Annotated in this window: 26 protein-coding genes; 10 read left to right on the top strand and 16 right to left on the bottom strand. The window is 58.7% G+C overall.

Annotated features, from left to right (window positions below; genetic code table 11):
• Positions 1 to 423, top strand: a complete 423-nt coding sequence (locus EXR36_08575) for a hypothetical protein (protein MSQ59681.1) — start codon at positions 1 to 3, stop codon at positions 421 to 423.
• Positions 424 to 447: 24 nt separating this feature from the next.
• Positions 448 to 669, top strand: coding sequence for a hypothetical protein (locus EXR36_08570; protein MSQ59680.1), 222 nt, complete (start codon positions 448 to 450; stop codon positions 667 to 669).
• Positions 670 to 716: 47 nt separating this feature from the next.
• Here the strand turns inward: EXR36_08570 and EXR36_08565 are convergent, their stop codons facing one another.
• The 3 genes from EXR36_08565 to EXR36_08555 all read right to left on the bottom strand — a co-directional run bounded on the left by EXR36_08565 (position 717) and on the right by EXR36_08555 (position 3,182).
• Positions 717 to 1,412 (bottom strand): prepilin-type N-terminal cleavage/methylation domain-containing protein, encoded by a 696-nt coding sequence (locus EXR36_08565; protein MSQ59679.1) that lies wholly within the window; start codon positions 1,410 to 1,412, stop codon positions 717 to 719.
• Positions 1,413 to 1,701: 289 nt separating this feature from the next.
• Entirely contained in the window at positions 1,702 to 2,424 is a 723-nt protein-coding gene (locus tag EXR36_08560; GenBank protein ID MSQ59678.1) for a hypothetical protein, read from the bottom strand.
• Positions 2,421 to 3,182, bottom strand: coding sequence for an ABC transporter permease (locus tag EXR36_08555; protein MSQ59677.1), 762 nt, complete (start codon positions 3,180 to 3,182; stop codon positions 2,421 to 2,423). The genes EXR36_08560 and EXR36_08555 overlap by 4 nt, the downstream gene beginning before the upstream one ends.
• Before the next feature lie 29 nt (positions 3,183 to 3,211).
• On the opposite strand from EXR36_08555, the gene EXR36_08550 reads away from it, so the two are divergent.
• Positions 3,212 to 4,963, top strand: coding sequence for a HAMP domain-containing histidine kinase (locus tag EXR36_08550; GenBank protein ID MSQ59676.1), 1,752 nt, complete (start codon positions 3,212 to 3,214; stop codon positions 4,961 to 4,963).
• A gap of 481 nt (positions 4,964 to 5,444) precedes the next feature.
• Here EXR36_08550 and EXR36_08545 read toward each other — a convergent pair whose 3' ends face one another.
• Genes EXR36_08545 through EXR36_08530 form a run of 4 tightly spaced genes read right to left on the bottom strand, consistent with a single transcriptional unit; the run spans position 5,445 to position 8,360 of the window.
• A complete protein-coding gene (locus EXR36_08545; protein MSQ59675.1) occupies positions 5,445 to 5,771 on the bottom strand; it encodes a prepilin-type N-terminal cleavage/methylation domain-containing protein in 327 nt (108 codons plus the stop codon).
• Positions 5,759 to 6,343: a hypothetical protein gene (locus EXR36_08540; protein ID MSQ59674.1), complete on the bottom strand. Its 585-nt coding sequence runs from the start codon at positions 6,341 to 6,343 to the stop codon at positions 5,759 to 5,761. Before EXR36_08540 ends, EXR36_08545 begins: the two co-directional genes overlap by 13 nt.
• A gap of 59 nt (positions 6,344 to 6,402) precedes the next feature.
• Positions 6,403 to 6,717: a hypothetical protein gene (locus tag EXR36_08535; GenBank protein MSQ59673.1), complete on the bottom strand. Its 315-nt coding sequence runs from the start codon at positions 6,715 to 6,717 to the stop codon at positions 6,403 to 6,405.
• Between the two features lie 38 nt (positions 6,718 to 6,755).
• Positions 6,756 to 8,360 (bottom strand): hypothetical protein, encoded by a 1,605-nt coding sequence (locus tag EXR36_08530; GenBank protein MSQ59672.1) that lies wholly within the window; start codon positions 8,358 to 8,360, stop codon positions 6,756 to 6,758.
• A gap of 118 nt (positions 8,361 to 8,478) precedes the next feature.
• On the opposite strand from EXR36_08530, the gene EXR36_08525 reads away from it, so the two are divergent.
• Positions 8,479 to 9,306: an amidohydrolase gene (locus EXR36_08525; protein MSQ59671.1), complete on the top strand. Its 828-nt coding sequence runs from the start codon at positions 8,479 to 8,481 to the stop codon at positions 9,304 to 9,306.
• Between the two features lie 188 nt (positions 9,307 to 9,494).
• Here the strand turns inward: EXR36_08525 and EXR36_08520 are convergent, their stop codons facing one another.
• The 3 genes from EXR36_08520 to EXR36_08510 form a co-directional block, all read right to left on the bottom strand.
• Complete coding sequence (locus EXR36_08520) at positions 9,495 to 11,159, bottom strand: PQQ-dependent dehydrogenase, methanol/ethanol family (GenBank protein ID MSQ59670.1); 1,665 nt, start codon at positions 11,157 to 11,159, stop codon at positions 9,495 to 9,497.
• A gap of 101 nt (positions 11,160 to 11,260) precedes the next feature.
• Positions 11,261 to 11,782, bottom strand: coding sequence for a carboxymuconolactone decarboxylase family protein (locus EXR36_08515; protein ID MSQ59669.1), 522 nt, complete (start codon positions 11,780 to 11,782; stop codon positions 11,261 to 11,263).
• 99 nt (positions 11,783 to 11,881) lie between these two features.
• Positions 11,882 to 13,090, bottom strand: a complete 1,209-nt coding sequence (locus tag EXR36_08510; protein MSQ59668.1) for a threonine ammonia-lyase — start codon at positions 13,088 to 13,090, stop codon at positions 11,882 to 11,884.
• A 42-nt stretch (positions 13,091 to 13,132) separates the two neighbouring features.
• Here EXR36_08510 and EXR36_08505 point away from each other — a divergent pair, with 42 nt between their 5' ends.
• Positions 13,133 to 14,410, top strand: coding sequence for an MFS transporter (locus EXR36_08505; GenBank protein ID MSQ59667.1), 1,278 nt, complete (start codon positions 13,133 to 13,135; stop codon positions 14,408 to 14,410).
• Between the two features lie 83 nt (positions 14,411 to 14,493).
• Positions 14,494 to 15,318 carry an aldo/keto reductase gene (locus EXR36_08500; GenBank protein MSQ59666.1) on the top strand — a complete coding sequence of 275 codons (825 nt, stop codon included), beginning with the start codon at positions 14,494 to 14,496 and terminating at the stop codon, positions 15,316 to 15,318.
• On the opposite strand, the gene EXR36_08495 is transcribed toward EXR36_08500, so the two are convergent.
• Genes EXR36_08495 through EXR36_08480 form a run of 4 tightly spaced genes read right to left on the bottom strand, consistent with a single transcriptional unit; the run spans position 15,244 to position 17,951 of the window.
• Positions 15,244 to 15,966, bottom strand: coding sequence for a DUF4184 family protein (locus tag EXR36_08495; protein MSQ59665.1), 723 nt, complete (start codon positions 15,964 to 15,966; stop codon positions 15,244 to 15,246). The genes EXR36_08500 and EXR36_08495 overlap by 75 nt on opposite strands.
• Before the next feature lie 15 nt (positions 15,967 to 15,981).
• A complete protein-coding gene (locus EXR36_08490; GenBank protein ID MSQ59664.1) occupies positions 15,982 to 16,128 on the bottom strand; it encodes a DUF4184 family protein in 147 nt (48 codons plus the stop codon).
• 34 nt (positions 16,129 to 16,162) lie between these two features.
• A complete protein-coding gene (locus EXR36_08485; protein MSQ59663.1) occupies positions 16,163 to 17,347 on the bottom strand; it encodes a fumarylacetoacetate hydrolase in 1,185 nt (394 codons plus the stop codon).
• 13 nt (positions 17,348 to 17,360) lie between these two features.
• Complete coding sequence (locus EXR36_08480; GenBank protein ID MSQ59662.1) at positions 17,361 to 17,951, bottom strand: hypothetical protein; 591 nt, start codon at positions 17,949 to 17,951, stop codon at positions 17,361 to 17,363.
• Between the two features lie 589 nt (positions 17,952 to 18,540).
• Between EXR36_08480 and EXR36_08475 the strand changes: the two genes are divergently transcribed.
• Positions 18,541 to 19,713: a PDZ domain-containing protein gene (locus tag EXR36_08475; protein MSQ59661.1), complete on the top strand. Its 1,173-nt coding sequence runs from the start codon at positions 18,541 to 18,543 to the stop codon at positions 19,711 to 19,713.
• Between the two features lie 29 nt (positions 19,714 to 19,742).
• Entirely contained in the window at positions 19,743 to 21,632 is a 1,890-nt protein-coding gene (locus tag EXR36_08470; GenBank protein ID MSQ59660.1) for a M1 family peptidase, read from the top strand.
• Here EXR36_08470 and EXR36_08465 read toward each other — a convergent pair.
• Complete coding sequence (locus EXR36_08465; protein ID MSQ59659.1) at positions 21,629 to 22,411, bottom strand: alpha/beta fold hydrolase; 783 nt, start codon at positions 22,409 to 22,411, stop codon at positions 21,629 to 21,631. The two genes, EXR36_08470 and EXR36_08465, sit on opposite strands and share 4 nt — an antisense overlap.
• A gap of 35 nt (positions 22,412 to 22,446) precedes the next feature.
• On the opposite strand from EXR36_08465, the gene EXR36_08460 reads away from it, so the two are divergent.
• Entirely contained in the window at positions 22,447 to 23,730 is a 1,284-nt protein-coding gene (locus EXR36_08460) for an MFS transporter (GenBank protein MSQ59658.1), read from the top strand.
• A 110-nt stretch (positions 23,731 to 23,840) separates the two neighbouring features.
• Positions 23,841 to 24,275 (top strand): hypothetical protein, encoded by a 435-nt coding sequence (locus tag EXR36_08455; GenBank protein ID MSQ59657.1) that lies wholly within the window; start codon positions 23,841 to 23,843, stop codon positions 24,273 to 24,275.
• Positions 24,276 to 24,610: 335 nt separating this feature from the next.
• Here the strand turns inward: EXR36_08455 and EXR36_08450 are convergent, their stop codons facing one another.
• Complete coding sequence (locus tag EXR36_08450) at positions 24,611 to 25,726, bottom strand: hypothetical protein (GenBank protein ID MSQ59656.1); 1,116 nt, start codon at positions 25,724 to 25,726, stop codon at positions 24,611 to 24,613.
• Positions 25,727 to 26,284: the final 558 nt, after the last annotated feature.

Here is a 26,284-nt window from a genome sequence, read left to right as displayed (position 1 = left end):
CTGGATGCGGATTCGCAACGCGTGCGCGAAGCCGCATCCGCCGGGGAGCACGTGGTCTACGGCGATGCGGCGCGCCGAGAAGTGCTGGTTGCAGCGGGACTCACGCGCGCGGCGGCCTTGGTGGTGAGTTATGCGGACACGGAGTCCGCATTACGTATTCTTAGTATCACGCACGCCGTGCGTCCCGAGATGCCGGTGATCATCCGTACCCGCGACGGCACCGATATCGAACGTCTCAAGCAGGCTGGCGCGGCGGAAGTGGTGCCGGAGATCATGGAAGGTAGCCTCATGCTCGCCTCCCACGCCTTGATGCTGATTGGCGTGCCCTTCAACCGGGTGCTAAGGAGAATCCGTTCCACGCGCGAGCAGCAGTACTCGCTCTTTCGCGGGTTCTTCCGCGGAGCGAGCGATGAGATCAACTAAGATCTAGAACATGAACAGCCGCAGCTGCACTCAGTGACCATCGTTCCAGGCGCGGCCGCGGCTGGCAAAACGCTCGATCAACTGGCACTGGGCAACCTTCGCGTCGAGGTGACTGCCATTCGGCGGAGGGATACAAGGAAAACCGATCCGGACCGGGAGACGACCTTGGCTCACGGAGACGTCGTGGTGCTCAGAGGAATCGAGGAAGATTTGGTGGCGGCGGAGATGCGGTTGCTGCAGAAATAACAAACCCGGCGCAGGGCCGGGTTTGCGACCAAGAACAGTTCCGATTTCTACAATATGCTAGCGCCACCGCAGTTGCTCGACGTAGGATTGCTCGTAGCGAACCATGGAGATGTCACTGCCGTGCCGTTAACGCAAGTCACGGCGGTTGGGGCGGGTACTGTTGCCGCGTTAGGTGTGAAAGGCGAAAATTGGAATGCCCCTTGAAACGGAAATCCGTCGTCGATTTTTCGGTCTACCTCGGCGATTATTTCAACCGGAATCTGACCTCCCGTCTTAATGTTATGTTTAGCGATTGGGGTTACCCCGATTGCTCCGCCGTAAGCCCCATCGTTGACGATTTCTAGAAATACAGAGTAAGGATTCGTGGGAGAAGTCCCCGGACCCGGAACCGTCACACCCGAGGCAACAGTGTAGCTGCCATTCAAAAATCCGGACGCGTTCATATGATGCCACGCCGAAAGCGATTCGTTACCCGCTTGGATGATTCCATCCCCGTTACCATTGGTACAGGGGATAGCGCAGTTAATGTTGTTAGCTGCGCCAGAGTAGTCTCCTGGCAACGCCCGATACCGGTCCTGAAACCCAAAGAACGCCGCCTTTATTCCGTCTTGCTGGGAAATAATATTACGCACGCGCGCGCTGGTGATGAGTTCTTGGCCCTTTAGCACCCCGCCGAGCAAGAGGCCGATGATCACCAAGACGATGGCGATTTCGATGAGGGTAAATCCACGTTGTGATTCCATTGTTGTCCCCTCCAGAGGGATGAGTGGCTCGATATATCTCGAACAACCGCCGTAATCGAATATTTCTTCGCGATGCCCGCGGGCGTTGAGTCGCGGGCCGCTAGATTTATGCCATGACATAGGAGCCTCGCCCGAGGTTGCGCCAAGAAAAAATTAGCGAGTCAAGATCCGGCACGGAAAAACGCTAGACCACTGCTGATTAGCTCGCGAAGCTCGCGCACCGGCGCTTGGCTTGCGTGCGGAACTCTCCACGACAGAGCGTGTGCACCTACCCGCTAATCAAGGGGAATCATGGCCGAGAATTCGGCGGTATTGACGAGTTTTCGCCTTGCTGCATTGCGCCTAAACGCTGTATCAGAAACCGTTTTTCGTGTTCATCGGCGATTTCTCCGCTAGCGAGCAATCCGCCCAGCAAAATATTCGCGGCCTCCATTTCGCCTAGGTCTTCCAGCAAGAAGATTCGCATCTGCCTCGCCCAGCCCGGAACGGAGGGATGAGTGGCGTTGGCTGCCAGCGCTTCGGCATAGCGCAACGCGAGGGGCAAATCCTTGAGCCGGTGCTTGGCCATGACGACGGAGTGAGCAAGCCAGCGCCAGCGATGGTTGGGGTCCTCGAGAAAGCGCCGGTGGAGGAATGCCAGCATCTGTCTTTGCTTGGTGGTATCCGGCACCTGGCCATAGAAATGGGCCGCCATCATCATCGGGTATTGCGTCCTGGGGTCAAGAGACAACAGACGGTCAAGCCAGCTTTCAACACGGCCATAGTCCAAGGCGAGGAAGGGGATGCTGACTCCCGGCTGGTTATCGAAGGCTTGGAGCCAAAGAGTGAGCATCTGGCTCAAGGCAATGGGTTCTCCCAAGGCGGTCACCCGTAAGAAACCCGCGGCCGGCGCGGCGGGTAGGGCCTGAGCAGAGGCGTCGGGCTTGGGGTGATGCGCACCAACCCATACTTGCGCGGCCAAGGCGACGGCGAGAAAAATAGGCGTGGGTGCCTTGCGCGACCCCAAGACTATAGTTCCTTTCGCTGCAGGTCGAATAATCCGGCCCCAAGGATCAGGCATAGGTAAGCACCTGCTTGTAGCGCCATACTGCCCAAAGCAGGTGTCGCGACTGGCTCCAACAGCCATCCTGTCTGGGTGAAATCATCCAATCTGGGGAGGAGGAGCGCCATGAAGTCCATGGCTTTTTGCCCGAATACCTTGGCAAAGCTATCGACTCCTAACAAGGGCGAGTGGCTGATCAATTGCAGTGCGGAAATGCTACGAGCGAGAAGGTAAAAGGACGCCACAAAGAGCACGGCAGGTGCGATCTGAACAAAACTCACCACGAAGAACAGCGTTACCGCCGAAGTGAGCATGAGTTCGAAAGCAAGGGAACCGCCCCAGGCTAGCAAGTTCGCGTCTGGTCCAAGCATTGCGACGAAGAGCGCGACGACGAAGGCGGTAAGCACCGAGACCCCGGCGTATCCAAGGAAACGGCCAAGGAGGTAATCCGCCCGGGTGAGGTTCAGGGCAAACAGCAGCTCGGTTTCCTTGTCGTTGAATTGCCGGATGAGAGTTCCAGAGACGTGTAACGTGATGATGAAGACGGATCCTATGCGGGCAAAAGCCGCGAATACCCCCAACTGGATACGGGCGGATTCCGTGACCGCAAGGCTGCGCAGGAAGAATGTGGCTGAGAGAAGCACGAGCAACATACCGAAAAGCCACCACAGGTAGCGCGTCCGAAAGGCCTCCAACAAGCAATAGCGGGCGATGGTGAGTGCTTTCATGGGTTTTCGATAATGACTATATGGCGCAAATGAACGCAAGCGACAAACCGATTCTAACGGCGAACCTCTCGCAACCAGCGCCTAACCGGTTCGCGCGGATGGCTCGGTTGATCCGTCCCCAAGACTGGCTCGCATCGATGTTGTTGGGGTTGCATGCCGCGCTTGTATTCGGTATCGAAACCTGGGTGGCCAAGGGATTCCTCTTATTTCACTTTGGCAGCTTCCTTTTATGGCAACCCGTCATCCGGGGCCAACAAAAGCTCTACTGGGGGCAAGCGGTGCTCATCATCGCCACCGCGGGACTCCTCGCGGCGGCGCAGAGCCTGTGGCTCATGGCGTTATGGATCGCGCTTCTGCTGGCGCTCATTGGCGGCCAGGTGCCCTCCCTTAAGGAGCGAGCCGAAGGGCTTATCGCCCTGCTAGCGGCGACATATTTACTTTTCATTCTGCTGGTATGGGTAGTCCCGCATCTCATCTCGCCGCCCGCGATTTCGGATTTGCTTCGGCAGATCGCGCGCTATGCGCCCGTGATCCTCATCGGCGTGATCTTTTTCGTTCGCACTGGCCGGGCGGACGAACGCAACGCCGCCTCCGCGGTCGATTTGCTCTACAGCTTATTGCTGTTTTTCTTGGTCATTGTGCTAGTGCTGGGCGCCTTCGTGTTCCGGCAAATCAACAACACGCACTACGTTTTCGCACTCGCGCAGGCGTTGCTCGTGATCGCCGCCTTGCTCGTGGCCTTGAGCTGGATGTGGGATCCGCGCGCTGGCTTCACCGGGTTGAGCCAGCTATTGTCACGGTACTTCCTGAGCGTTGGAACGCCTTTCGAGCGATGGATGCAGCGGCTCGCCGATATCGCGCAGCAAGAGCGCGAGCCCGAAAAATTCCTTGCACTCGCCGCACAGGAGATCGTCACGTTGCCTTGGATCAGCGGCATCGAATGGGCAAGCGCTCACCACAAGGGTAGCGCGGGACATGTCGCGAAGTTTTCGACGGATTGCAGCACGGGAGATCTCAAACTGAACGTCTACACTCGTTGGTTCGCCGGCCCGAGCTTGGTGGTGCACATGCGGCTGCTGACTCGATTGCTGGCGGATTACTACGAGGCGAAGGTTCGGGAGCAAGAACAGCGCAATAATGCCTACATGCGCGCGATCCATGAGACCGGTACGCGGCTGACGCACGACGTGAAGAATCTACTGCAATCGCTACGATCATTGTGTTCGGCCATAGAGACCAGCAGCGATCAGGAAGCCGAAGCTCTGCGCAGGCTCGTCCAGCGGCAGCTCCCGCAAATTACGAAGCGCTTGCAAACCACGCTCGACAAACTCGCCGTCAAGAGTACTGACAAGGTGGGATGGATTGCCGCTACAAAATGGTGGGGGCAGTTTCAGCAGCGATATGCGTTCGAGAACTTGGCCTTTGAAACCACCGAAATGCCGGAAAGCACCACGCTACCGGCAGAATTGTTCGACAGCGTGGCGGATAACCTTATCAACAATGCACTGTCTAAACGGCAGGCAAATTTACCCGTGTCGATTCAGGTGCGCATGGAGTGGAACGGAAAGCTGGCACTGAGCGTTACCGATAACGGCCCGCCAGTACCTGACGGAATCGCCAACAAATTGTTCCTAGGCCCCGTGCCATCTTCTAGAGGACTCGGCGTGGGTTTGTACCAAGCCTCGAGACAAGCGCGTTCCTTGGGCTTTACGCTTACGTTAGCCAAGAACGCGCATTCGTCGGTCAGTTTTGTTCTCTCGAGGGAACTAGCTGTTGGGTAATTTTCCGGCTGCGACCAGGCGGTTCATCAGTATGCTGGTCGGAATTGAAATAACGATGTCGTCAAACCCTCCACCAATGGCACCCGGATTCTAGGCGTAGGGCCGGGCAAAAAAATGCGTCAGATTGTCGTTATTCCGGTCTTCGTTGAGATTGGTTACCGAGTTATTGGGATAGGATAATTGCAAGATGTTGCCCAGGACGGCGGATCCGTGATTACTCATGCCGTGAGAGACAACGACGGCGGCGACTTTGTCGGCCAGTATCGCTGGTAGGGGATCCGGCCCCGCGACTCCGTCGCAATCGTTGGGAATGACCGAGGGAGCAGGATTACATAGGGTTCGGTTTCCGTTTGTCGCCAGCGTTATCGAAGAGGGAGCCAATGTAAGGGCGGGCGTGACGCTGTATCTAAATAATTTTCCCCAAGTATCCGTTCGCTCGACACCCAGCGTGCTCCAGGGCAGGTAACCAGTACAAAGCGCGTTAGAGTTCGCCCCCCACGCAGTCCGTCGTCGATGCCATTCCGCTAATTGCCGAGCCGGGGAAAACGTTTGAAAGGGAAGGCCGTGGAAGATTGCCATTCATCATGGCATAGCCCAGCAGGGCCTCTTTGATCTCTTCCAAGACCAGCTGCGTTTCCGCTATCTTGCGTTGTTCCACTTGTGTGCCCAGCGGTACAAGTAGCGCGCCGAGCAACAAAGCTATGACGATGATTGCTATGGCGAGCTCGATCAACGAAAAACCTGATTGAGCGCGAATTCCCACACCGGTAGCGGATCTGCTTGCGCGGAGCGAAGCTAATTGGCGCATGGACTGACCGTGTTCTCAGACAGGCATTCGACGGCGTCATTGAAATGATGAGACCCCGTCAGTTCTGGCCGCCGCCTGGAATAAGGGTTATCTGGCTGCGACGTAAGCCGGTAATTTTGGACGCTGAGATCCCCAGGATCGGCCTCGAGATATAGCTGCGAATTTGCGGGCGTGGAGGTGCGCGCGGCGGCTGACTGCGATTCGTTCGGGAGCGGCTTTCCCGCGACCATCACGACGATCTTCACCAAGTTGTCTCCGCTTACGGTGAGGCAATCGGATCCGCAGCTTCCAGGAGGTCCAACGCCTGGTCTGAACGCCTCGGAAACCCCATAAAAAATGAGGCGGCGCCAAGCATCGAAGTAAGCGTACGGGTCTACTCCGCGGCACGCTTCGGTATCGGCGGTGCTGGGCCATTCAGAAACGCCTGGAAGTCGGCCTAAGCGAGTGTTATTCGCTTGAGCGAAAGTGGAAAGATCGGTAGCTGCCCAGGGAAACTGCCCGCCGTTGGCGTTCGCGTAGGCTTTCAGGCATCGCACCGATTCGCGTGCGACACGCCGTTCCACCAGCGGCATGGAGAAAAGCGCAGTCCAGCCGGTAGCCGGTTCTCACTGGCCGAACCTCAAAGGTCTGGTCAAGGGCCGATAGACTGCACGGTCTCCACGATATCGCGGCTGCGCGTCACCTTGTTGCCCCACACGCGGTCAAACTCCGCGACCAAGTTCTTGTGTCCGTCGGAACCTTGGATTGCCCGCACACCCGCGAGGTCCGCGAATTCATAGAAGGCATGGTGTACGAGCGGATCCATCTGGCTCCAGCCGCGCCACGCCCTCTTGGCGTTGAATGCCTTGAGGGCATCTGGTAGATGCTCCTCTTGGTACCACCTGTCGAAATCCTTCTTCACGGCCGCATCCATCACTTGGGCTCGCACGATGAAATAAGCAGTCATTCCGTTCTCCGTTCCTTAGCGTCTTTATGCGTTACGGCTTATTGCAGCGCCGCCACTCCCATCGCATGCCCGTACCTGCGGCTGGACTCCATGAAGTCTCCGTACTTGCGATGCACTGCCGTGTGCTGCACGCACGCTAGGAGGAGCCGGTCGCGGTCGAATCCGCGGTTCTTGGCATAGTCCTCCAGTAGGCATTGAGCGATTTCCTGGTTATGCGGGTCGTTGCCTATCCGGCATGCGATGAGGGCCAGATGTTGTACCAGCGAATCGCGTTCCGCCGTGGTGGCAAGGTAAGCTCGCGTCCAGGCTAACGCTTGCGGGCTGTCCAGCGCCATGATGGAGGCACTGACACGCTCGATCAATTGCGCGGCACTGAGCGTATGAGCGCCCGCCGGAAGGGCGGCCTTCGCCTCCACACCATCGCCCGTGGCACGCTGGTGGTGTGCGTTACGGTGCAGAAACGTCGCGGCGGCATAGAGTAACTTCAAGCGCTGCGGATGTTCGAATTGATCGTAGAACCAGCCCAGCGTGTTGCAATATTCGTAGCAGTGCTGCGGGATCGAGAAATTGAGGGGATCCTGGGTTTCGAGCAACACTTGCGCGGCGCCAATCTGCAGCACGTCGAGAATCTGGCGCGGCCCCTTACCGGCGAGCAGCAGCTTGCTCAAGGCTTCAAGGTAGGCCGGTTCGGGGTGGTGCATCACAACTTCCAGGAAGGCCTCAGCCTCCGCTCTTAGCAATGGAGCCGTATTGCGTAACAGCGAGCGCTCGCGCGCCGTGGTTCCGGCGTAGGGCATGGCCGATATCTTCTCTTTCTCGAGATAATGCGTCACACAATTGCAGGCCATCTCGTAAGTCGAGTACCAGCGCGGGCCCACCGCCATGTCCAGCGCGCCCGCATAGAGCACGGGCCTCGCATTGTCCCAGCCGATGGCGTTACCCAGTTCGACGGTGGCGCGTGCACGGTAGGACTTGTGGCCGGTGGTGTACGAACGGTTGAGAAACGCCCGGTCCTGCAAGTCGATGAGACCCGCGAACACGAGTTCCGCCAAAACTTCCGGGCGATTCGCCTTGTCTTCCATGAGGCCGAGGAACACCCGGTAGGCCTCCAGCACGGACCCGCGGTGCACCAGCGTTAGCCACGTCCCAAGCTTGTCGCCAAGGGAACCCTCGATGCGTTCGGCTTCCTGGCTGGGCCAGTGCACCACCGGAGCCATGGGTTTACCTTCCAATGCAACGCCTCGCGCGTAGTGTCCGGGCGCCTTATTGATCTTTTGGTTCCAGATGTCGAGACCGGTGGGGACGTACCAGATCGTCTGCGCCATCGGCAATCCGGCCATGCTCTCGGGCAGCCACTTGGACAGATGCAAGGTGGCCCGCGCGCTCAGAAGACAATGGTCGTTGTTGACGAAATTGATGAAGCCCGCGTCGATACGCTCGTGATAGGGGACATGTGTATAGGGCCCGTGGATGCGCGCGGTCTCGCGCAGCATCTCGCTCAGAGGCCGCCCATGGCGCACAAGATCGTAATACACATCGCTCGCGCCCAACTGATCACGAGCGAGGACACGATCCTCAAGCTTAGCGTAGAGGTGCTGGGTTTGACGGTCGCGATCCATGGTCGCGGCAGCGGTATTAGGCATGGGGTTTCTCCTCTCGGCGGGCTGCGGTATTTTCTGCGAACCGCCATAACCCTGAATACTGCCAAGCGGGACACCTGTTAATTTAACATGTACGCAAGCTCAAGGGAAAGGAGACACGATGCAGATCATCGACGCCCAGATTCATCTTTGGGGAAGCGGCCTACCCAGCAATATGGCGCACCGCCAAGTCACTTCGTTTACCGCCGCCGAAGCAGTGAGCATGATGGACGAGGGTGGCGTCGATGCGGCAATCATCCATCCCCCGCATTGGGACCCCGGCGCGGACGATATGGCATTCGCCGCGGTGCGAGATTATCCGGGCCGGTTCGCGATCATGGGGTCTCTTCCGCCGGACCGTCCAGAGTCACAATCGCGAATTGCGACTTGGAGAGAGCAACCGGGCATGCTCGGTCTGCGCTATTTGTTTCTCGGTGAACCTGCCCGCGCGCGCCTGCAAAACGGTTCGCTCGATTGGCTCTGGACCGCGGCCGAGCGCGCTGGCGCTCCCATCGCCGTGCTCGCGACGGATTCGCTACGAGAGATCGGAAAGATTGCGGAGCGCCACCCTGGGCTGCGGCTAACCATCGACCATTTGGGTGGCAGAGGTGGCAACACCACGTTGAAGGACGCTGCCGCCATGACGCACATACCGGAACTGCTGGCGCTGGCGAAGCACCCCAACGTTGCCGTGAAAACGACCGGCGCGCCGGGATACTCCAGCGAGAAGTATCCGTTTCCCACGATGCATGTCTACTTGCGCCAGATCTACGATGCCTTCGGCCCGCGCCGCATGTTCTGGGGCACGGACATCACCAAGATGCCCGTTTCCTGGCGGCAATGCGTGACCATGTTCACCGAAGAGCTTCCATGGCTGGCCGAGGCAGACAAGCCCCTCGTCATGGGGCAGGCGATTTGCGACTGGTGGGGTTGGGACCGAACGGCCTAGACTCAAAATCACAGGTTCGAGGGGAAGCGTTCTAAGCCAGGGCCATTATTGACCGCCAGGCAATGCTGCATTGCCATATCTGTTGTTTATCTTCACCTCCGAGGAGACTAACGTGCGGCACGCCATGGTTTTCGTTGAAAGTGGCACCCTAGTCTTTTCACTCATGGAGGTTTCCTATGAAGTTACGTTTATCCGCGATTCTCTTGGCCGGCGCGAGTCTGCTCACCCAATCCGTGTTCGCCGATGGTGGCCCATCCCACCCAACCGCCGAAACCCGATGGCACGGCCACGTATTGTTTGCCATCGACACTGTAGGTGATGGGGCCGCCCACGATTCCAGAGCCCACGCGGTGCTTCCACAGCGCGTCCCCGTTCTTCGCGTTGAAGGCCATGAATTCCCCTTCTGGTGTTCCGGCAAACACGACATCGCCACCCGTGACGAGCATGCCGCTCATGACAGGCGAACGCATCTTCACCTCCCACACAGTTTCGCCCGAGTCGGCGTTCATCGCGAGAATCCTCCCGAAACCGCGCTGGAAGTTGATGGTCTTCACACCCCAGAAAGGCTCGCCTCGCACCGGTTCTTGTTGCAAGCTCATCAGGTCGGTGACACACACGTCGCGCAACGGCATGTACACGATGCCGGTGTTGGGATTCAGCGCCATGGGATTCCACTCCTTGCCACCGTTGGGCCCTGGGCAAACATCCATGGCCGCCTTGGTACGCGTGTGGACCTTGCTCGGGTTCACCACCGGCCGCCCGTTCGCATCCAGCGTCGCCCAGTTCACCTTGGCGATGGGCTTGCCGTAAATGAATTTACCGTTGCCGCGATCGATGGCGTAAAAATAGCCGTTGCGATCGGCGTGGATCCACGCTTTCTTTCCGCGCACCGTGGTCAAGATCTGTTCGTTCACCCAGTCGTATTCCCACATATCGTGCGGGGTGTACTGGAAATGGAATTTGATCTTGCCGGTGTCGGGATCCAGCGCGAGCGTGGAATTGGTGTAAAGGTTGTCGCCCGGACGCGCATCTCCATCCCAATCTGGCGCGGGGTTCCACGTGCCCCAGTACAGAGTGTTGTTCTGCGGATCGTAGGCCCCCGTTACCCACGCCGAACCGCCGCCGTACTTCCAGGATTCTCCACCCCAGGTATAGTTACCTGCCTCCCCCGGTGTGGGCACGGTGTAGGTACGCCAAACGGAATTTCCCGTGGTGGCATCGAGCGCCTCGATGAAACCGCGTATGGGGTACTCGCCATTGGAGGTACCCACATAGACCTCGCCTTTCGCGGCCAGGGGCGCCACGGTGAAGGTGTAGGCATCCTTGTAGTCGGCTAGCGTCTTGTCCCACACGACCTTCCCTGTCTTGGCGTCCAAGGCAACGACGTGCATGTCCAGAGTCGCGAGATAAGCCTTGTCCTGGTAAAGCGCGACACCGCGATTGACCACGTCGCAACACGCATATTTCGCCACGTCCTCGGCGAGCGGAGCGTCGTAGCGCCACAGCATCTCGCCAGTCTTGGCATCCAGCGCGAACACCTTGCTCCAGGACGAGGTGACGTACATCACCCCGTTATTGACGAGCGGCGTGGTGGTCTGCCCTTCAAGCACGCCAAAGGAAAAGCTCCATTGCGCCGTCAAGCGCTTGGCGTTGCTGGCGTCGATCTGCTTCAGGGGACTAAAGCGCGTATTGGAATAATCGCGGCCGTAGGTGATCCAGTTGTTGGGCTCTATGGCCGCGTTCAACAACATGCCGTCGGTGACGGGACCGGCCCAAGCGGACGGAACCAGGATCGCGGCCACGAACGCCGCGCGAACGGCACGGACTTTCATCGTAGACTCTCCTCGTATCATGGGATGATGACCAATCTCCCAGACCCGCGCCCAGGAGACGCAGGCACCGATCGCTATGCGCGTTCTTTCGGGCCTGTGAGTAGTGTAATCCAGCCGGGGCGTTATTCTCCGTGAATTTGCATGGCCTCCAGAAATCGCGAGACCATGTTGTAGCCGCCTATGGTAGCGGTGAGTTCCACCAAGGTCTTCCCGTCGAATTCGGCGCGAACGGCCGCGAATACGTCATCGGGCACCTTGACCTGGCGCGTCATCGATTCGGTGTAAGCCAGCACGGCCTTATCCCTGGCGCCGAATAGCGTTGAGTTTTTCCAGCCCTCGATCTGTCCCAATTGTTCTTGCGTGAGGCCCGCGCGTAACGCGAACGGGATGTGTTGCTCGAATTCATAGGGCGCGCCGTTCAATTTGGCGATCAACATGATGGCCAACTCGCGGTGGCGGTCATCCAAACCGCATTGCTGCCGGATCACGGTGAAGAACTGTAGCCAGGCATCGGCCACCTTCGGGCTGTGGAGCAACACGCGGTAGAGGGCGAGCAACTTGCCACCGCGCTGTGCACGGATACGATCGGCAACGGGTTTGAGTTCAGGGTGGGCGGCATCGTCTAAAAAGGGGAGGCGGGTCATGGGAGTGGGGCTCGTGGCTGGGGGCTAAGTGCTAGGGGCTGGGGACTTGGGGCTCGGATAGGATGAAGTTTAAGGATTCACGTCTCACGCTTCACGGCATCAATCGTTATGAAGTTCCGCCTTGAAGCCCATGGCGTCCAACGCGGAGAGCACTTGTTGCACATGTTCGTGATCGCGGGTTTCGAGCACGAAGTCTACTTCGACGGTCTGCGCCGGTAAGTTGGTGAAGGCGCGTTGATGGAAGATCTCCTCGACGTTGGCATTTTGTTCCGCCAGGCACTGAGTAACCCGCGCCATCGACCCAGGCAGATCGCGCATCTGGACGGTGAGACGGGTCAAGCGGCCTGTTCTCACCATGCCACGCTCGATCAAATCGGCCAGCATGAGGGGATCGATGTTGCCGCCGGAAAGAACAAGCCCCGCGCGCTTACCGCGAAAGCGCTCGGGGTACTTCAGCAAGGCGGCGAGACTAGCCGCGCCGGCCCCCTCCACCACGGTCTTCTCGATCTCCAGCAGCAATACGATGGCTTGCTCGATCGCGCCCTCGTCCACGAGCAACACTTCCTTGACGTGGCTGCGCACGATAGGCAGCGTGAGTGTGCCTGGTTGCTTGACCGCGATGCCCTCCGCGATGGTGTTGGTGCCGAACTCGGCGGTGGTACCTTCGAGCGCGCAATACATGGAGGGAAAGCGCTCGGTCTGCACGCCAAAAATGTCCGCTTTCGGATTCAATTCCTTGGCCGCCACGGCCATCCCCGCGATCAATCCTCCGCCGCCCACGGGGACCACCAGGGCATCGAGATCCGGGTACGCGGCGAGCATTTCCAAGGCAATGGTTCCCTGCCCGGCGATGATCTGCGCATCGTCATATGGGTGAATCATGACCAAGCCGCGCTCGTTGGCGAGTGCGGCGGCGCGGGCCCACGCTTCGTCGAAAACTTCGCCGTGCAAAATCACTTCGGCACCGTGGGCGCGCGTATGCACCACTTTCACGCCCGGCGTGTAGCGTGGCATGACGATGACCGCCGGAACGCCCAAGCGCTTGGCGTGATAGGCGAGCCCTTGGGCATGATTGCCGGCCGAAGCCGCGATGACGCCTTGAGCCCGCTGTGAAGCGTTCAAGGACAGCAGCTTGTTGAGCGCGCCACGCTCCTTGAAGGAAGCGGTGAACTGATGATTCTCGAATTTCAGATAAACCTCGGCACCCGTGATGCGCGACAGGGTTCTCGAGTGCAAGCACGGCGTTTCGATCACGCTGCCGCGAATGGCGGCGGCGGCGGCGCGAATGTCTTCAAGGACGACAGTCATGGGGGAGTTCTGTTATTAGGTTCCGCTACTATAGCCAACATCATGCAAACCGCAATGAAAACCGCAGTGCTGGACCGCCTCGCGTTGGTCAAACACGAGGAATGGCCCGCGGTCGCGGGCGCCTTCGCGTACTTCTTCTGTTTGCTGTGTGGCTATTATGTGCTTCGGCCCGTGCGCGATGAGATGGGGATTCAGGCGGGACTGGCCAATCTGCCCTGGTTATTCACCGCGACCCTGGTCACCATGCTGGGCGTGATTCCGGTTTTCGGCTGGCTCTCGTCGAAGTTCCCTAGGCGAAGTCTGCTGCCTGGCATCTATCTATTCTTCACGCTCAACCTGGTGGCATTCTATTTTTTGTTCTCGCGCGGCATCGCGCTTGCGAATACGGCGAAGGTATTTTTCGTCTGGGTAGGTGTGTTCAACCTATTCGTCGTGTCAGTATTCTGGAGTTTCATGGCGGAGTTGTTTTCCAAGGAGCAGGCAAAGCGCATTTACGGGCTGATCGCCGCTGGGGGCAGCGCGGGCGCCATCACAGGACCGGCCTTTTCAGCGGTTCTCGCCAAACCTTTGGGTGTTGCGAACCTGTTGCTGGTATCGGCCGTATTTCTCGTGGGGGCGGTCCTGTGCATTGCCTATTTGGGGCGCTGGGCTCGTGGCGGAAGCGGGCGCGGTGCACAAGGCGATAAGGCGGCCGCCATGGGGGGCGGGATGTGGGATGGGGTAAAACTGGTTTTCTCCTCGCGTTATCTACTCGCCCTGTGCGGATTCGTACTCCTCTACAGCTCCCTTTCCACCTTTCTGTATTTTCAGCAGCAGCACATCGTGTCGGCGGCCTATACGGACCCTGGCCAGCGCACGGCGCTGTTCGCCGCCATGGATCTCGCCACCAACGCGTTCACCCTGGTCCTGCAAATCTTCGTGTTCAGCCGTCTGTTGAAGTGGTGGGGAATCGCCGCCGGGCTCGTGCTGATTCCCCTGCTCTCGGTTGTTGGATTCCTGGTGCTGGCCTTCGATCCCATCATTACGGTGCTCGCGGTTTTCGGCGTGGCGCGGCGAGCGGGCGAGTTCGCCATTGCCAAGCCGGCGCGCGAGACGTTGTTCAATGCTCTCACGCCCGCGGAAAAGTACAAGGCCAAGAACTTCATGGATACCGCTGTCTATCGCGGTGGAGATGCCGCGAGCGCGTGGTTGTTCGAAGGGCTGAAGGGATTGGGGCTCTCTGGTATCGCCATGCTCGCGGCCGTGGGCGCCGTGCTCTGGGCGCTCTTGGGTAAATGGCTCGTGCATGCGCACGCACGGTTGAAGACAGGAGAAGCATGAACACCCGCCGCCAAGCGATCAAACAACTCATCGGTCTGGGAGCCATGCTGGCCGCCAGTCCATCCCACGCAAAGGAAACCACAATGTTGCAACGTCCCATACCCAGCAGTGGCGAGCGAATTCCCGTCGTGGGCCTGGGCACCTACCAGGCCTTCGACGCCGGCGCCAGCAGCGCGGAACAAGCGCCTCTCGTGGAAGTACTGCGCACCCTGGTGGCGCGAGGCGGATCCGTCATCGACAGTTCGCCCATGTACGGGCGCGCGGAAACCGCCGTGGGAGAGGTGGCCACCGCCGCGGGAGTGGCGAACCAGTTGTTCTACGCCACGAAGGTGTGGACCAGCGGCAAGGAAGCGGGCATTGCACAGATGGAAGAATCCTTCCGCCGCATGCGCGTGTCTCGCATGGATCTGATGCAAATCCATAACCTCGTCGATTGGCGCACTCACACGGCTACCCTCAAGGATTGGAAGGCCAAGGGCAGCGTACGTTATGTGGGCATTACTCACTACCACGAAGGGGCCTATGACGACTTGGAGAAACTGCTCAAGACAAAGGCCTACGACTTCGTGCAACTCAATTACTCCATTGCCGAGCGCGAGGCGGAAGAACGCGTGCTGCCTTTGGCGCGGGAGTTGGGCGTCGCGGTCATCGCCAACCGCCCCTTCGCGCAAGCGAATTTGTTCCGGCGCGTGAAGGGCAAGGATATCCCGGCGTGGACCGCGGAATTCGATTGCACAAGCTGGGCGCAATTTTTCTTGAAGTACATCCTCGCCCACCCTGCCCTCACCTGCGTGATCCCCGCCACGAGCAAGCCCGTTCACGCGAAGGATAACTTAGAGGCAGGTTACGGTAAGCTGCCTGATGCACACCAGCGGCAGGCGATGGTAAAACTTGTGGATTCCCTCTAGATCGCCGCCGCAGCAGGCTTTGCGCACACGCCGCAGAGCGGCGATGTTCCACAGCACTCTATACAAGATGACGGCAATTCCTACATTCGCCATGGCCGTGGTCACGGCAGGGCCCACCCAGTGCCGTAACCGAATGAGCGGCACCGGCTGGTAGAGCGCCACCGCAGCCACCTCTAAAAATTCGTAAGCCGTGATGGTCCCGAATAGTGCGATGACCAACACACGCGTGGCAGTTCGCAAGGTGAAAGGAAGCTCGGCGGACGTGACGGGGGTTGTCCGCAACCAATGCGCTCCCCACCGGGCCAGCAGGCCGAATCCAAGCAAGGTGCTCATGTGTTGAAGCACATTGAAGACGTAGAAGCTCGCACCTTGAATCTTGAATAACTCAGTTTGCAGGGGCAGCAAAGTCTGAACGATGGTCTCGCCGGGATGCGTAAAACTATCCCAAATCACGTGGGTGGCGGCGCCCGCGAGCAAGGAAATTACCACTGCCAATCCGTTTGCCTTCGGAAACCGCCATGGTTGCGCGCACACACCCAGCACTTTTTTCCCTACCGGTTCTGGAAGCAGGGCAATCAGCGGATACTTCAACACTAAGTGATAGAGCAGATAGGCGAGCACGCCGTAAGGAAGGCAGAAATAAAACAGGCCCGCGAAACTGTGCTATTCCCGGCGCGTTAAATCTCCCGTCAAGAAATAAGGAAAGTCCGGCGTCATGCTCCCGATGACCAGGGCCGACAGAACTCCGAATCCGCGAAGCGGGCGTAGCAGCGGAAGTGCGGCGGCGGGATGTGCGATGGTGAAGGGCATGATGAACCTCTGGCCGCCATACCCTTGGGCGCTTCTAGATTAAACCGCGCGCGCTCAAGTTACGCATGAGATCCGCTATACCGAAGCTCCATTCCGGGATCTGATCGCACAGGTTAACGCGATTGATCAAGGCGCCCAGACGCGGCGACCGTATGGAAACGATATCGCCCGGGTGATGGGTAAATCCCTTGCCGGGTTCTCCACGGTCTTGCGTGGGTGCGAACGCCGTGCCCAGGAACAAGGCCAGCCCGTCGGGGTACTGGTGGTTCCGGTTAATGGCTTGCGATGCGAGGTCCGCTGGATCGCGGCTGATTTGCGACACGCTGTAAGTTCCTTCCACGCGGAACCCATCGGAACCGGTGATCTGCGTGGTGATTTGCGTACGGCGCATATCGTCGAGGGTATAGGTGTCATCGAGTAAGCGGACAAAGGGGCCGATGGCGCAACTGGCGTTGTTGTCCTTGGCGCGGCCCAAGAGCAAGGCGCTGCGGCCTTCCCAATCGCGCAAATTGACGTCGTTGCCCAAGGTGGCACCCACGATCTGGCCCCGGCGGTTGATGACCAATACCAACTCAGGCTCGGGGTTATTCCAGGAGGAGTTGGACAGGATGCCAACCTCGGCACCGATGCCCACGGCGGACAGGGGTTGCGCCTTATTGAAAACCTCCGCATCGGGGCCAATGCCAACTTCCAGATATTGCGACCAGAGTTTGCGCTTGATGAGCGACTCCTTCACGCGCATCGCTTGCGGAGAACCCGGTTTGATGTTCCTCAGTTCCGCGCCGATCTCCTCGCCGATGGCGTGCCGCAATTCCTCGGCCTGCTGGGGATCTCCCTTGGCCTGTTCCTCGATCACCCGCTCCAGCATGCTGGCCACGTAAGTCACGCCGCAGGCACGTACGGCTTGCAGGTCGATGGGAGTAAGGAAGTGGGCGCGATGGGGGCCAGCGCTACCCGCGGCGGAATTTTGTAGGGCATCCTCCAAGGAGGCGATCACGCTCGCGCTACCGTTGCGTAACGCCGATCGCACGGCGGCGGCGGGGGCATCGCTATTGAGCAACTCGGAGCACGTTGGCGCGACCCGGCTCAAGTCATGTACCTGGCCTTCGTGTATGCACACCAGGGAAGGACCGGCCAGCGGGCCTGGCAACCACGCGCGGCCTATTAGCAAAGCGGCTTTTTCGTCTTCCGGTAATACTGACTTAATGTCCAGTTTCATGCTTATCGCCACTTCACGGAAGAAGGGTCACGATGAAGGAAAGATGAGACTCGCATTTGGGCGCGCACATCAGCCCCCATATTTCTTTCTTGCCTGCGTGCTGCATCATATAAAGATGGAACGATTTGCTCCGGTTATTAGTCCCCACGATTTCCCAGGCAGCGCTCGGCGCATCGGGCACCCGCGTTCCGCCGGCAATACGGTCCGCGTACACCGGAACTTGTTTCAACAAACTTTGGTGGCGCTCGCGCGCCTCGGCGGAGGGTAGTTCGCGCACCTCGAATTGCGTGAAATAGCGCGGCCGCGCATCGTTCTCGTCCGATTCGGTGCGGGCTGGCAATAATACTTTGTCCGTCCAACTGCCTGGGTAGCGCCATTGCGCATGGGCAGCCTGGCTCAAGGCTTGGCCAGAGGGAAAGCAGCTGATTCTTGCCCAGCGCGACAACGGCTCGGGGAGTTTTCCGATCGCGCCGCTGGGCGGATGCTCGCAATCCATCGCCTGGTAGGCGTCTTCCTCCGCTTCGCCGTCACCGTGAACCGCGCCAATGGCGGGAAACGCCAGCGCAAGGGCGATAAGCCCGCGCAAAACCGACTTCATGATCATTACAAACTCCTCCTGATAGCGAATCGATTATAGGGGAGCGAAAGCGCGGCTCTCTCGGCGAGGCGCGCAAATAAAAACCCCGGGTCGTTGGACCCGGGGTCAGCTTCTACATCATCAAGGCTTGGGGGAGGAGGAGGAGACCAGAGACCCCGATGACGAGAAAGAGGCAACGTTATGGGATAACGTTGCTGGAGAACTACCATTACACGACAACGAACCAAACGAAAGATTAAACGGAAGACTAAGCAGAAGACTAAGGGGAGAACGATCCGTATGAGTCATGCACTGTTGTCATGGACATGATAATTTCCGATTGTGAAATTGTCAAGGACTTTTCGCGCAAAGCACCTTTTAATAGTTATGAAGTACCCCTCCAATGTCGTTGATTCACTACAATAGGTTTGTATTGCATACGTCGCGATGCGACTCCTTGAATGTTTAAGGGCCAATGCTATTTGTCTAGGTCAAAACTTACTCTCCAAGGCTTTGCATGCACTCCACGGTTAGTACAGACTAACGGCAATTTACTCGCGCCAAGTCCGCCCTCGGCACCTGCATACTCGCTACCCAGATACTCGTCCATTCACACATGACCCACTTTCTCCCAAGATCGACCGTCCTCCTCGCCCTTATGGGTTTACTGCTTTCGCCTTTCACCGCCAGTGCGAACGCTTGCGTGACTCTTGGAAAATGGGCTCTGGCCGATGGCAGCCTGAAAATCCTTGCCTTGGATGACTTATTGAATCGCGCCTCGCGGGCGCGCGCGGTGCTGCTGGGAGAGGAACATGACAACGCCCAGCACCACGCTTGGCAATTGCACTTGCTGGCCGCGCTGCATGCGAGGCAACCCGAGATGATGATCGGCTTCGAAAGCTTTCCCCGCCGTGTGCAGCCCGTTCTAGACCGGTGGGCCAGCGGCCAAATGAGCGAAGCGGAACTCCTGCGAGATACGCAGTGGGAGCAGATATGGGGCATCGATCCGCAGCTCTACCTCCCGCTGTTTCACTTCGCGCGCATGCATCGCATACCCATGCTGGCGCTCAATGTCGAGCGCGGCCTAGTGCAACGGGTGGGACAACAAGGCTGGCGGGCAATACCCATCTCCGAGCGCGAAGGAGTGGGTGATCCATCACCGGCAACACCCGCATATTTGCAAAGCCTTTATCTGTCCTACCGCGCGCACGGCTCCGCCGATACCACGCCCGCCTCGGGCCTCGAAGACCCTAAATTTCGTAACTTCGCCGACAGCATGCTTTTGTGGGACCGCGCCATGGCGGAAGCCCTTGCACGGCCCCTTCTCACCCAACGAACCTCGCTGGTCGTTGGCATCGCCGGTAGAGGACATTTGGAGTACAGGCACGGCATCCCGCGGCAGTTGCACGCGTTAGGCATTGACGAATCCGTCGTACTACTGCCCTGGGACAACGAAGCGCAATGCGAGCCCCCGCCGCCAAACATCGCGGACGCGGTATTCGGCCTGAACGCCACGGCCATGCACGCCGATACGCCGCGCCTAGGAGTTGAGCTGGGTTTATCGAATGACCGGGTGCGAATCCAGCGAATCATGGCCAACACGGTGGCCGCGCAGTCGGGGTTACTCGCCGGCGATATTCTGGAAACCGTCGCGGGATCTCCGGTCGCCAGCATGCAGAGCGTGATCTCCATCGTGAGACGCCAAGCACCCGGAACATGGCTCCCCATAGTGGTGAACCGCGACGGCAAGCGCTTGGAACTGATCGCCAAATTCCCGCCCAGACCATGAATCCGCGATGGCTTGGTGGATTACTCCTAATGACAGTGGCCGCGCTCCCCGCCGTGGCGACTTCGTTACCCCACGTAGACCTCGACGTGTCCTTGGATCCTCTCACTCGCCTGCTCGGCGTACGCGCCAAACTGACAGTCCCCGCCGGTGCAAGCGATACGCAATTCTCTTTGGCTCCAGACGCCCGCATCACGCAAGGGAAGCAAGCGCTCGTATTTCCCGCAGCGGCGCGCCTTCAAACGCAAGTGTTGCACTACGAACTCTCGCTGCCGCCACTCAAGGACATGGATCATCGCGAGACACTCGGCGGTCTAGTACCCGCAGCCAGCGCGCGCGGCAGTTTTCTCCCTGCATCGAGCCTGTGGTATCCGGCGCCGAAGGTAGGCGCCTTCACCTATCGCGTAAAACTTACGTTACCTGCCGGCCAGCGCGGCTTAGTTCCGGGGCGTTTGGCGAATGAAATCATCTCGGCCGCGAGTTATCAAGCCGAGTTTGTCTTCGGCGCGCCCGCCCAAGGGATCGATCTCATGGCAGGGCCCTACGACGTCGCGGAGAAATTTACGCAGACGTCTCCGCGCATACGATTACGCACTTACTTTCATCCGGAAATCAAGGATCTTGCGCGGAATTATTTGGACTCCACCGCGAGCTATATCGCGCGCTACAGCCGCGAGATCGGTCCCTATCCCCATTCGGAATTCAGCGTCGTCTCCAGCCCCACCCCCACGGGATTCGGCATGCCCACGCTGACCTACCTGGGCATGGACGTATTGCGGCTGCCCTTCATCCGCCACACCTCTCTCGGGCACGAGGTGTTGCACAACTGGTGGGGCAATGGGGTTTTCGCCGGTTACGAGACAGGCAACTGGAGCGAAGGCCTCACCGCATTCATGGCCGATTACGCCTTCAAGGAAGACGAAAGTGCCGGCGCGGCCCGCGCCATGCGGCTCGGCTGGTTGCGAGATCTTTCATCCCTACCCGAGGATGAGACGCAAACGCTGCGGGCCTTTCGCACACGCACCCACGGCGCCTCGCAGATCATCGGTTACAGCAAGGCATCGATGCTGTTCTACGTGATCCGCGAACAGATTGGCCGCGAGAAGTTCGCGGAAGGCTTGCGAGGCTTCTGGCAACAGCACCAATTCAAAACGGCGACCTGGGACGACCTACGGATGAGTTTCGAGAAGACGTCCGGCGAGTCGCTGGCGCACTTGTTCGCGCAGTATCTTGACCGCGCGGACCTTCCATCCGTGCGCATTACCAATGCGGCACGCGGCACACCGGGAACCATAACCCTGAAGCAATCTTCGCATGCGTTCGCCTTGCGATTGCCTTTGATGATTCATTCCAGCGAGGGAACGACAACCCATTACGTTTCAATGACGCAAGGCGAGCAGATTTTTTCACTGCCCTTATCAAAAAAAACTGACCGCATTTCCCTGGACAGCGAATTCCAAGTCCTTCGCCGCCTCGATGCCTACGAATTGCCCGCCATACTTCGCCAGACCATGGTCGACCCTCATGTTCAACTCGTAATTGCGGATTCCGAGGAGAACATTCGGCAGATCGCGCAACAACTGGCGGAAAAGATTCTGGACAATGCGCCGGTTTCTTCACCAGCCAAGAATGCCTCCACCCTCGTCATCGGCACCCACGAACGAGTCAACCAATTTCTAGCCGAGCACGGCCTAACCCGGCCGGAATCTCTTTCAAGAAAAGGTAGCGCGCAGGCATGGGCGGCAAAAAGCACGGCAGGGACCGCCATGTTATTCATTTCCGTCGCGGACGCCGCATCCTTGCAAGCGTTGTTGCGGCCACTTCCGCACTACGGCAGCCAGAGCTATTTGATTCTTGAAGGCAGCAAAGTCATCGATAATGGAGTGTGGCCGGGCACTCCCCTTTCTTACGAACTGAATTAGTGCTTTGCGAGAAACGCCGAGAGCGCTTTGTTGAAAGCCTCCGGCTGCTCCAAATTCGACAAATGCGAAGCGCTGGGGATAATCACCAACTCGGAGCCTGGCGCGGCCTCATGCATCGCGCGCGACATGGCCACGGGCGTGCCGGCATCCTGGTCGCCGACGATGATTTGGATGGGGGCTTTGATCTCGCGCAGCCGGTCCGTGGTGTCGATGCGCGGAATGGCATGACAGCAACCGGCATAGCCTAGCGCTGGCGTGCCGAGGATCATGCGCCTGACCTTTTCGAGCACCGGGCTGGGTTGCGCAAGATAGCCATCGGTAAACCAACGCTTCAAGGTGCTCTCCAGCAAAGGCTCCATTCCGCCCTGCGTGGCGGTCTTGATGCGATCGGCCCACAGGGGCTTCGCTTCCGCGGGAACGCGGCTCGTGGTATCGCAGAGCACGAGACTGCGCAATACTCCGGGATACTTGAGCGCGTAGGTCATGCCGATCATCCCGCCCATGGAAAGCCCCACGAAATGGGGACGGGTAATCTTGAGACCAGTGAGCAAACCGTGCAGATCGTCCGCCATTTGCTCCAGCGTATAACCCCCGCTGGGCACATCGCTCTTGCCATGACCGCGCGTATCGAAACGCACGCAGGTGTAGCGATCCTTGAAAGCTTCGACTTGTTCATCCCACATGGCCGCCGTGCAAGCCAGCGAATGGCTGAATACGAGCCAAGGACCTTTGCCTTCCATCTCGTAGCTGATTTGTATGCCGTTGGCCGCAATCTTCATCATTCGATCCTTTTCCGTTTAACCGCGACGGGCAAATTATAGGGCACGTCGCGCGTGGCGGTATCTTCGCGTGCGGCACAATACCGCCCTTTCCATCGCATTCCACCGCCGTGCGCATTTATCTTCCCTTCGCGTGTGCCTACTTTCTTTCCTATGCGCTGCGCACCATCAACGCCGTCGTCTCCCCGGAACTCACGCGCGAATTGAGTCTTGGCCCCTCGGCACTCGGCCTGCTCACCTCCGCGTATTTTCTGGCCTTCTGCGCCGTACAGCTTCCCAATGGCCTCTTATTGGACCGCTTCGGGCCGCGCCGAACGGAATCGGCATTGCTGCTCTTCACCGCCTTGGGATGTATTCTCTTTGCCACCGGCGATTCATTGGCCTCTCTTGCCCTCGCGCGCGCCTTCATCGGGTTAGGCGTATCGGCGGGCTTGATGGCTTCATTGAAGGCGATCTCGCTTTGGTTTCCCGCCGAGCGCCAGGCGAGCGTCTCCAACTGGATCATGGTCGCGGGTTCCCTGGGCGCCTTATCCACCACCATCCCAGTGGAAATATTGATCCAGCACGTGAATTGGCGGCTCATGTTTTATGGCATGTCCGCTGCCGCGCTACTCGCGAGCGCCTATCTGTTCTTCACCGTTCCCGATCCCCAGAAAACCACGCGCGGCACTTCGCTTGCGGAACAATGGCGAGGTGGGGCGGCGCTGTTCCGCAGCGCCCGCTTCTGGTGGATCGTCCCAATCGCATCGCTCCCCATGGCCGGCTACATGGCCATTCAAAGCCTGTGGGCGGTACCGTGGATGATGGAAGTGGAGGGTCTAACGCGTGCGCAGTCCGCCAGCCGCTTATTCGTGATGGCTATCGTGCAATTACTCGGCTACTTCACGCTCTCCATCGCAGTGAGAACCCTCGCGCGGCGTGGCGTCGAGCCGCGCCATTTGTTAGTGGGCGGATATGCGCTCTACATTCTCGGATTCATGGGCCTCGTGGTTCCCACATCCGCCGGATTCTTTCCGTCTTGGATGATGATGGCGCTTGGCTCCACGGTCAACGTCATGGGCTTCACCATATTCACCGAGGGACTTCCCAAGGAGCTCTTCGGCCGGGCGGCGACGGCGCTCAATCAAATTCTCTTCGCGCTGTGTTTCCTGCTTCAGTGGGGCATCGGAGCATTAGTGGAGGGCGCGATGGCACTGGGCACCGTTTCGAAACCCTCCGCCTTCGTGTTCGCCTTTGGCTGCGTGATGGCCGCACAGACCGCAGCCTATGCCTGGTTTCTAGCGGGGTGGAGAGATCATAGTGTCGTTCCGGTGCGCTGAAACAGAAGATCAATTCAGCCTAATATCTCGGCCAATCGTCATGGCATTAACTCACGACGAAGCGGTAGCAGCCTCGTTTCGGTTTTTGCGCTGACGGGAACTACAAAACCATGATTCACCGATCAAGACACCTAAAAGTTGCTCTCACAGGAATCGCACTCGCCGTCGCGGCCGACTGTCGAAGCGAGTGCCTGTCTCCTGAATTAGCCCACCCAAACGCGATAACCATTTCCGAAGGTCGTGTGAGACTTGAATGGAAGCCGGTGCCCGGTGCTACGGCGTACTTTTTATGGCTGGAAAGCCGCATTCCCGAAGGCCGTGCTCTCGCGACGCACGAGGTGCAGACGGCGACGACATTCTGGGTTTCTCCGGGAGCGCTGACCGAAGGCAGGGTGATATTGAAGGGGAAAATCAAGACGCTGTGTGGGGGCGAAGCATCCAACTATACCGCTACATTTCGTTTCCCAATCGATCTGGGGCGAGAATGTGTTCTCGGCTCCGCACCAACAATAAAATCAAATCTAGAGGGGATGCTGATTCAATGAAGCGCTCTGGCGTCTTCCCGGGAATACGCCGTGGAAATTCGATCGGCGATTGATGGAAGCCTGCTAAGCACGACCTCCGCATTCGGCATTCGCGCACAGCTTCAATCCTTGCCCAAAGGTGTTTGGGTACTCGGCGTCAAACCTCGCTGCGGAGCGATTTGGGGAGCCGCGACTTACGTCACGGTTACGTCGCCATGACTCTTGAAGTGGACGAACTGGCCACCGTGGAATTACCGTCCGCGGGTTAGCCTGTCTATAACGCGACGCCCCACCTGCCTACCCAGAACCAGCCCCGCATCGTTATCGAACCGGTAGTGAATCCCACCGTACAGCCTCTACATCGCCGCCTCGCCCGCCCATGCGTCCAACCGGCGTTTCTCGCTGGGGAAAAAAAACTTGAGCACTTCTGCCGCAGCGCCAGAAACCGCGGCGTGGCCGGAGACGTAACTCGGGTGCATGGGGGTAACCAGATACGATTGACAAGTCGGATCGAGCCGCTCTCGAATGACCGTGATTAGCCGTTTGGTCCACCAGGTGTACTTTGCTTGCCAACATGAAATCGCGGCGTCCATCATGGCGACGTTCAACGCGGCGTAAATGCGGGCGCGGTGTTGCTCTGGAATCTTATCTCGCGCAAGCAACGCTCTGGCCTTTCCATTCCATATCCCCGGCGGTGTCACGGTCCCCTGGTCCAGATGCCAAGTGTCAGCGATTTTCCGTTGGCCTGGAGTAAGGTTCCGTGACACGTGTAGAACTTCCCTTGCCGAAGCGATGACCTCGGCTGAGTCCTCACCCGGCGGGCGGGGTGGCCGCACCTCCTCCCCAGCGCGTAGCACCCAAGTTTTCCAACTTCCTCCAAGTGGCTCCTGCGGATGTGCCGATTCCATGGGCGGTGTCGCTTTCCATTCACCAAGGGACGACGAAGGACGGGTTCTCGGGTCCCAAGTCTCATCCGCGCCATCGTACATCGCCCTTGCACGAACCAACTCCGCGATTCGATCGCCGATGTACGCACCCTTGGAAACGTCCATTAACTCTTTGGAGTTGGCGGTTGCCACGGCCGTCAAAGCGGAATGACCTAACGCCCCGAGGCGGCCACTCGATTCGGCGGGAAACAAGTAGTCAAGTGTTTTGGACGCAGCGCCGTGGATCGCGGCACGCTGGCCGGCATCTCGCAACCCGAGACGCATCGCCGCATTCGCCGCGTCGTGCATGGCGACGCTGGCTAACGTTAGGGCACGCCCTGCGCGCAACGGATTTAGCCGGTGCTTGACGATCAGGGCGAGTGTCTGGTCTAGCCAAACATCGACCGCGCTGCCTTGGTTCCACCGTTGCGTCCAAGCTTTTGCCTCCGCGCTCGCCGCATTTCCTTTCAAGACAAGCAGATCCGGCGCAACTGGCCCGGCGTCTATAGTGGCGGCGTCATCCAGCCAAGGGGAGGGCGCAGACACGACGGCTGGCTTCGCCGCGGCGCAGTCAACCGCTCCAAGCATCAATATACCAAGCGTACCAATCGCAATCGGACGCGTAGGGCACCAGTTTCGCATCGCGGCACAACAACGCACAGAGCGGCGGAGGTCACGAAAAATCTGTTGATTCATTCCAATATTCCTGATTACTATGGTTGCGGCCGAATAAAGATTCATCGCGGTCTCTGTCCGTAACTCTAATCTACTTGCGGAAGATTGTGGGGGAGGAAGCGTGAAAAGAAAACACGAAAGCTCGTGCAGATTCTTGTCTGGCAAGATGCTAGGGGCCTCGTTGTATTTAAGGGCACCTCTAATAATCACTTTTCTACGACGGATCTCTTACCGCGTTAGCGAAATGAGTTTCATTCTCGGCCAGGTGACCTTCAGCCGAGTTATTTCGCGCCTTTCAAGGCGTTTTGCGAGCCTCTTCACTGGCTTTGTATCCAACTTACCCAACCGCACACGGATTGACCCCTTGCGGGGCTAATGCGCTTTTTGCGGCACGCTTGATCAACTGCATCAGGCGCACCATGTTGTAGA

It is taken from the genome of Betaproteobacteria bacterium (assembly GCA_009693245.1).
GTDB lineage: Bacteria > Pseudomonadota > Gammaproteobacteria > Burkholderiales > SHXO01 > SHXO01.
This window is presented reverse-complemented; position numbering and strand designations above follow the sequence as displayed.

Bases quoted from the DNA above. Each gene is read 5' to 3' on its own strand.
- EXR36_08530 (MSQ59672.1), bottom strand. From the start codon at position 8,360: ATGCCTAATACCGCTGCCGCGACCATGGATCGCGACCGTCAAACCCAG.
- EXR36_08540 (MSQ59674.1), bottom strand. From the start codon at position 6,343: ATGCCGCTGGTGGAACGGCGTGTCGCACGCGAATCGGTGCGATGCCTG.
- EXR36_08500 (MSQ59666.1), top strand. From the start codon at position 14,494: ATGTTGCAACGTCCCATACCCAGCAGTGGCGAGCGAATTCCCGTCGTG.
- EXR36_08550 (MSQ59676.1), top strand. From the start codon at position 3,212: ATGAACGCAAGCGACAAACCGATTCTAACGGCGAACCTCTCGCAACCA.
- EXR36_08515 (MSQ59669.1), bottom strand. From the start codon at position 11,782: ATGACCCGCCTCCCCTTTTTAGACGATGCCGCCCACCCTGAACTCAAA.
- EXR36_08455 (MSQ59657.1), top strand. From the start codon at position 23,841: ATGATTCACCGATCAAGACACCTAAAAGTTGCTCTCACAGGAATCGCA.
- EXR36_08475 (MSQ59661.1), top strand. From the start codon at position 18,541: ATGACCCACTTTCTCCCAAGATCGACCGTCCTCCTCGCCCTTATGGGT.
- EXR36_08555 (MSQ59677.1), bottom strand. From the start codon at position 3,182: ATGAAAGCACTCACCATCGCCCGCTATTGCTTGTTGGAGGCCTTTCGG.
- EXR36_08480 (MSQ59662.1), bottom strand. From the start codon at position 17,951: ATGATCATGAAGTCGGTTTTGCGCGGGCTTATCGCCCTTGCGCTGGCG.
- EXR36_08525 (MSQ59671.1), top strand. From the start codon at position 8,479: ATGCAGATCATCGACGCCCAGATTCATCTTTGGGGAAGCGGCCTACCC.
- EXR36_08535 (MSQ59673.1), bottom strand. From the start codon at position 6,717: ATGACTGCTTATTTCATCGTGCGAGCCCAAGTGATGGATGCGGCCGTG.
- EXR36_08485 (MSQ59663.1), bottom strand. From the start codon at position 17,347: ATGAAACTGGACATTAAGTCAGTATTACCGGAAGACGAAAAAGCCGCT.
- EXR36_08490 (MSQ59664.1), bottom strand. From the start codon at position 16,128: ATGCCCTTCACCATCGCACATCCCGCCGCCGCACTTCCGCTGCTACGC.
- EXR36_08565 (MSQ59679.1), bottom strand. From the start codon at position 1,412: ATGGAATCACAACGTGGATTTACCCTCATCGAAATCGCCATCGTCTTG.
- EXR36_08510 (MSQ59668.1), bottom strand. From the start codon at position 13,090: ATGACTGTCGTCCTTGAAGACATTCGCGCCGCCGCCGCCGCCATTCGC.
- EXR36_08470 (MSQ59660.1), top strand. From the start codon at position 19,743: ATGACAGTGGCCGCGCTCCCCGCCGTGGCGACTTCGTTACCCCACGTA.
- EXR36_08545 (MSQ59675.1), bottom strand. From the start codon at position 5,771: ATGCGCCAATTAGCTTCGCTCCGCGCAAGCAGATCCGCTACCGGTGTG.
- EXR36_08520 (MSQ59670.1), bottom strand. From the start codon at position 11,159: ATGATACGAGGAGAGTCTACGATGAAAGTCCGTGCCGTTCGCGCGGCG.
- EXR36_08505 (MSQ59667.1), top strand. From the start codon at position 13,133: ATGCAAACCGCAATGAAAACCGCAGTGCTGGACCGCCTCGCGTTGGTC.
- EXR36_08465 (MSQ59659.1), bottom strand. From the start codon at position 22,411: ATGAAGATTGCGGCCAACGGCATACAAATCAGCTACGAGATGGAAGGC.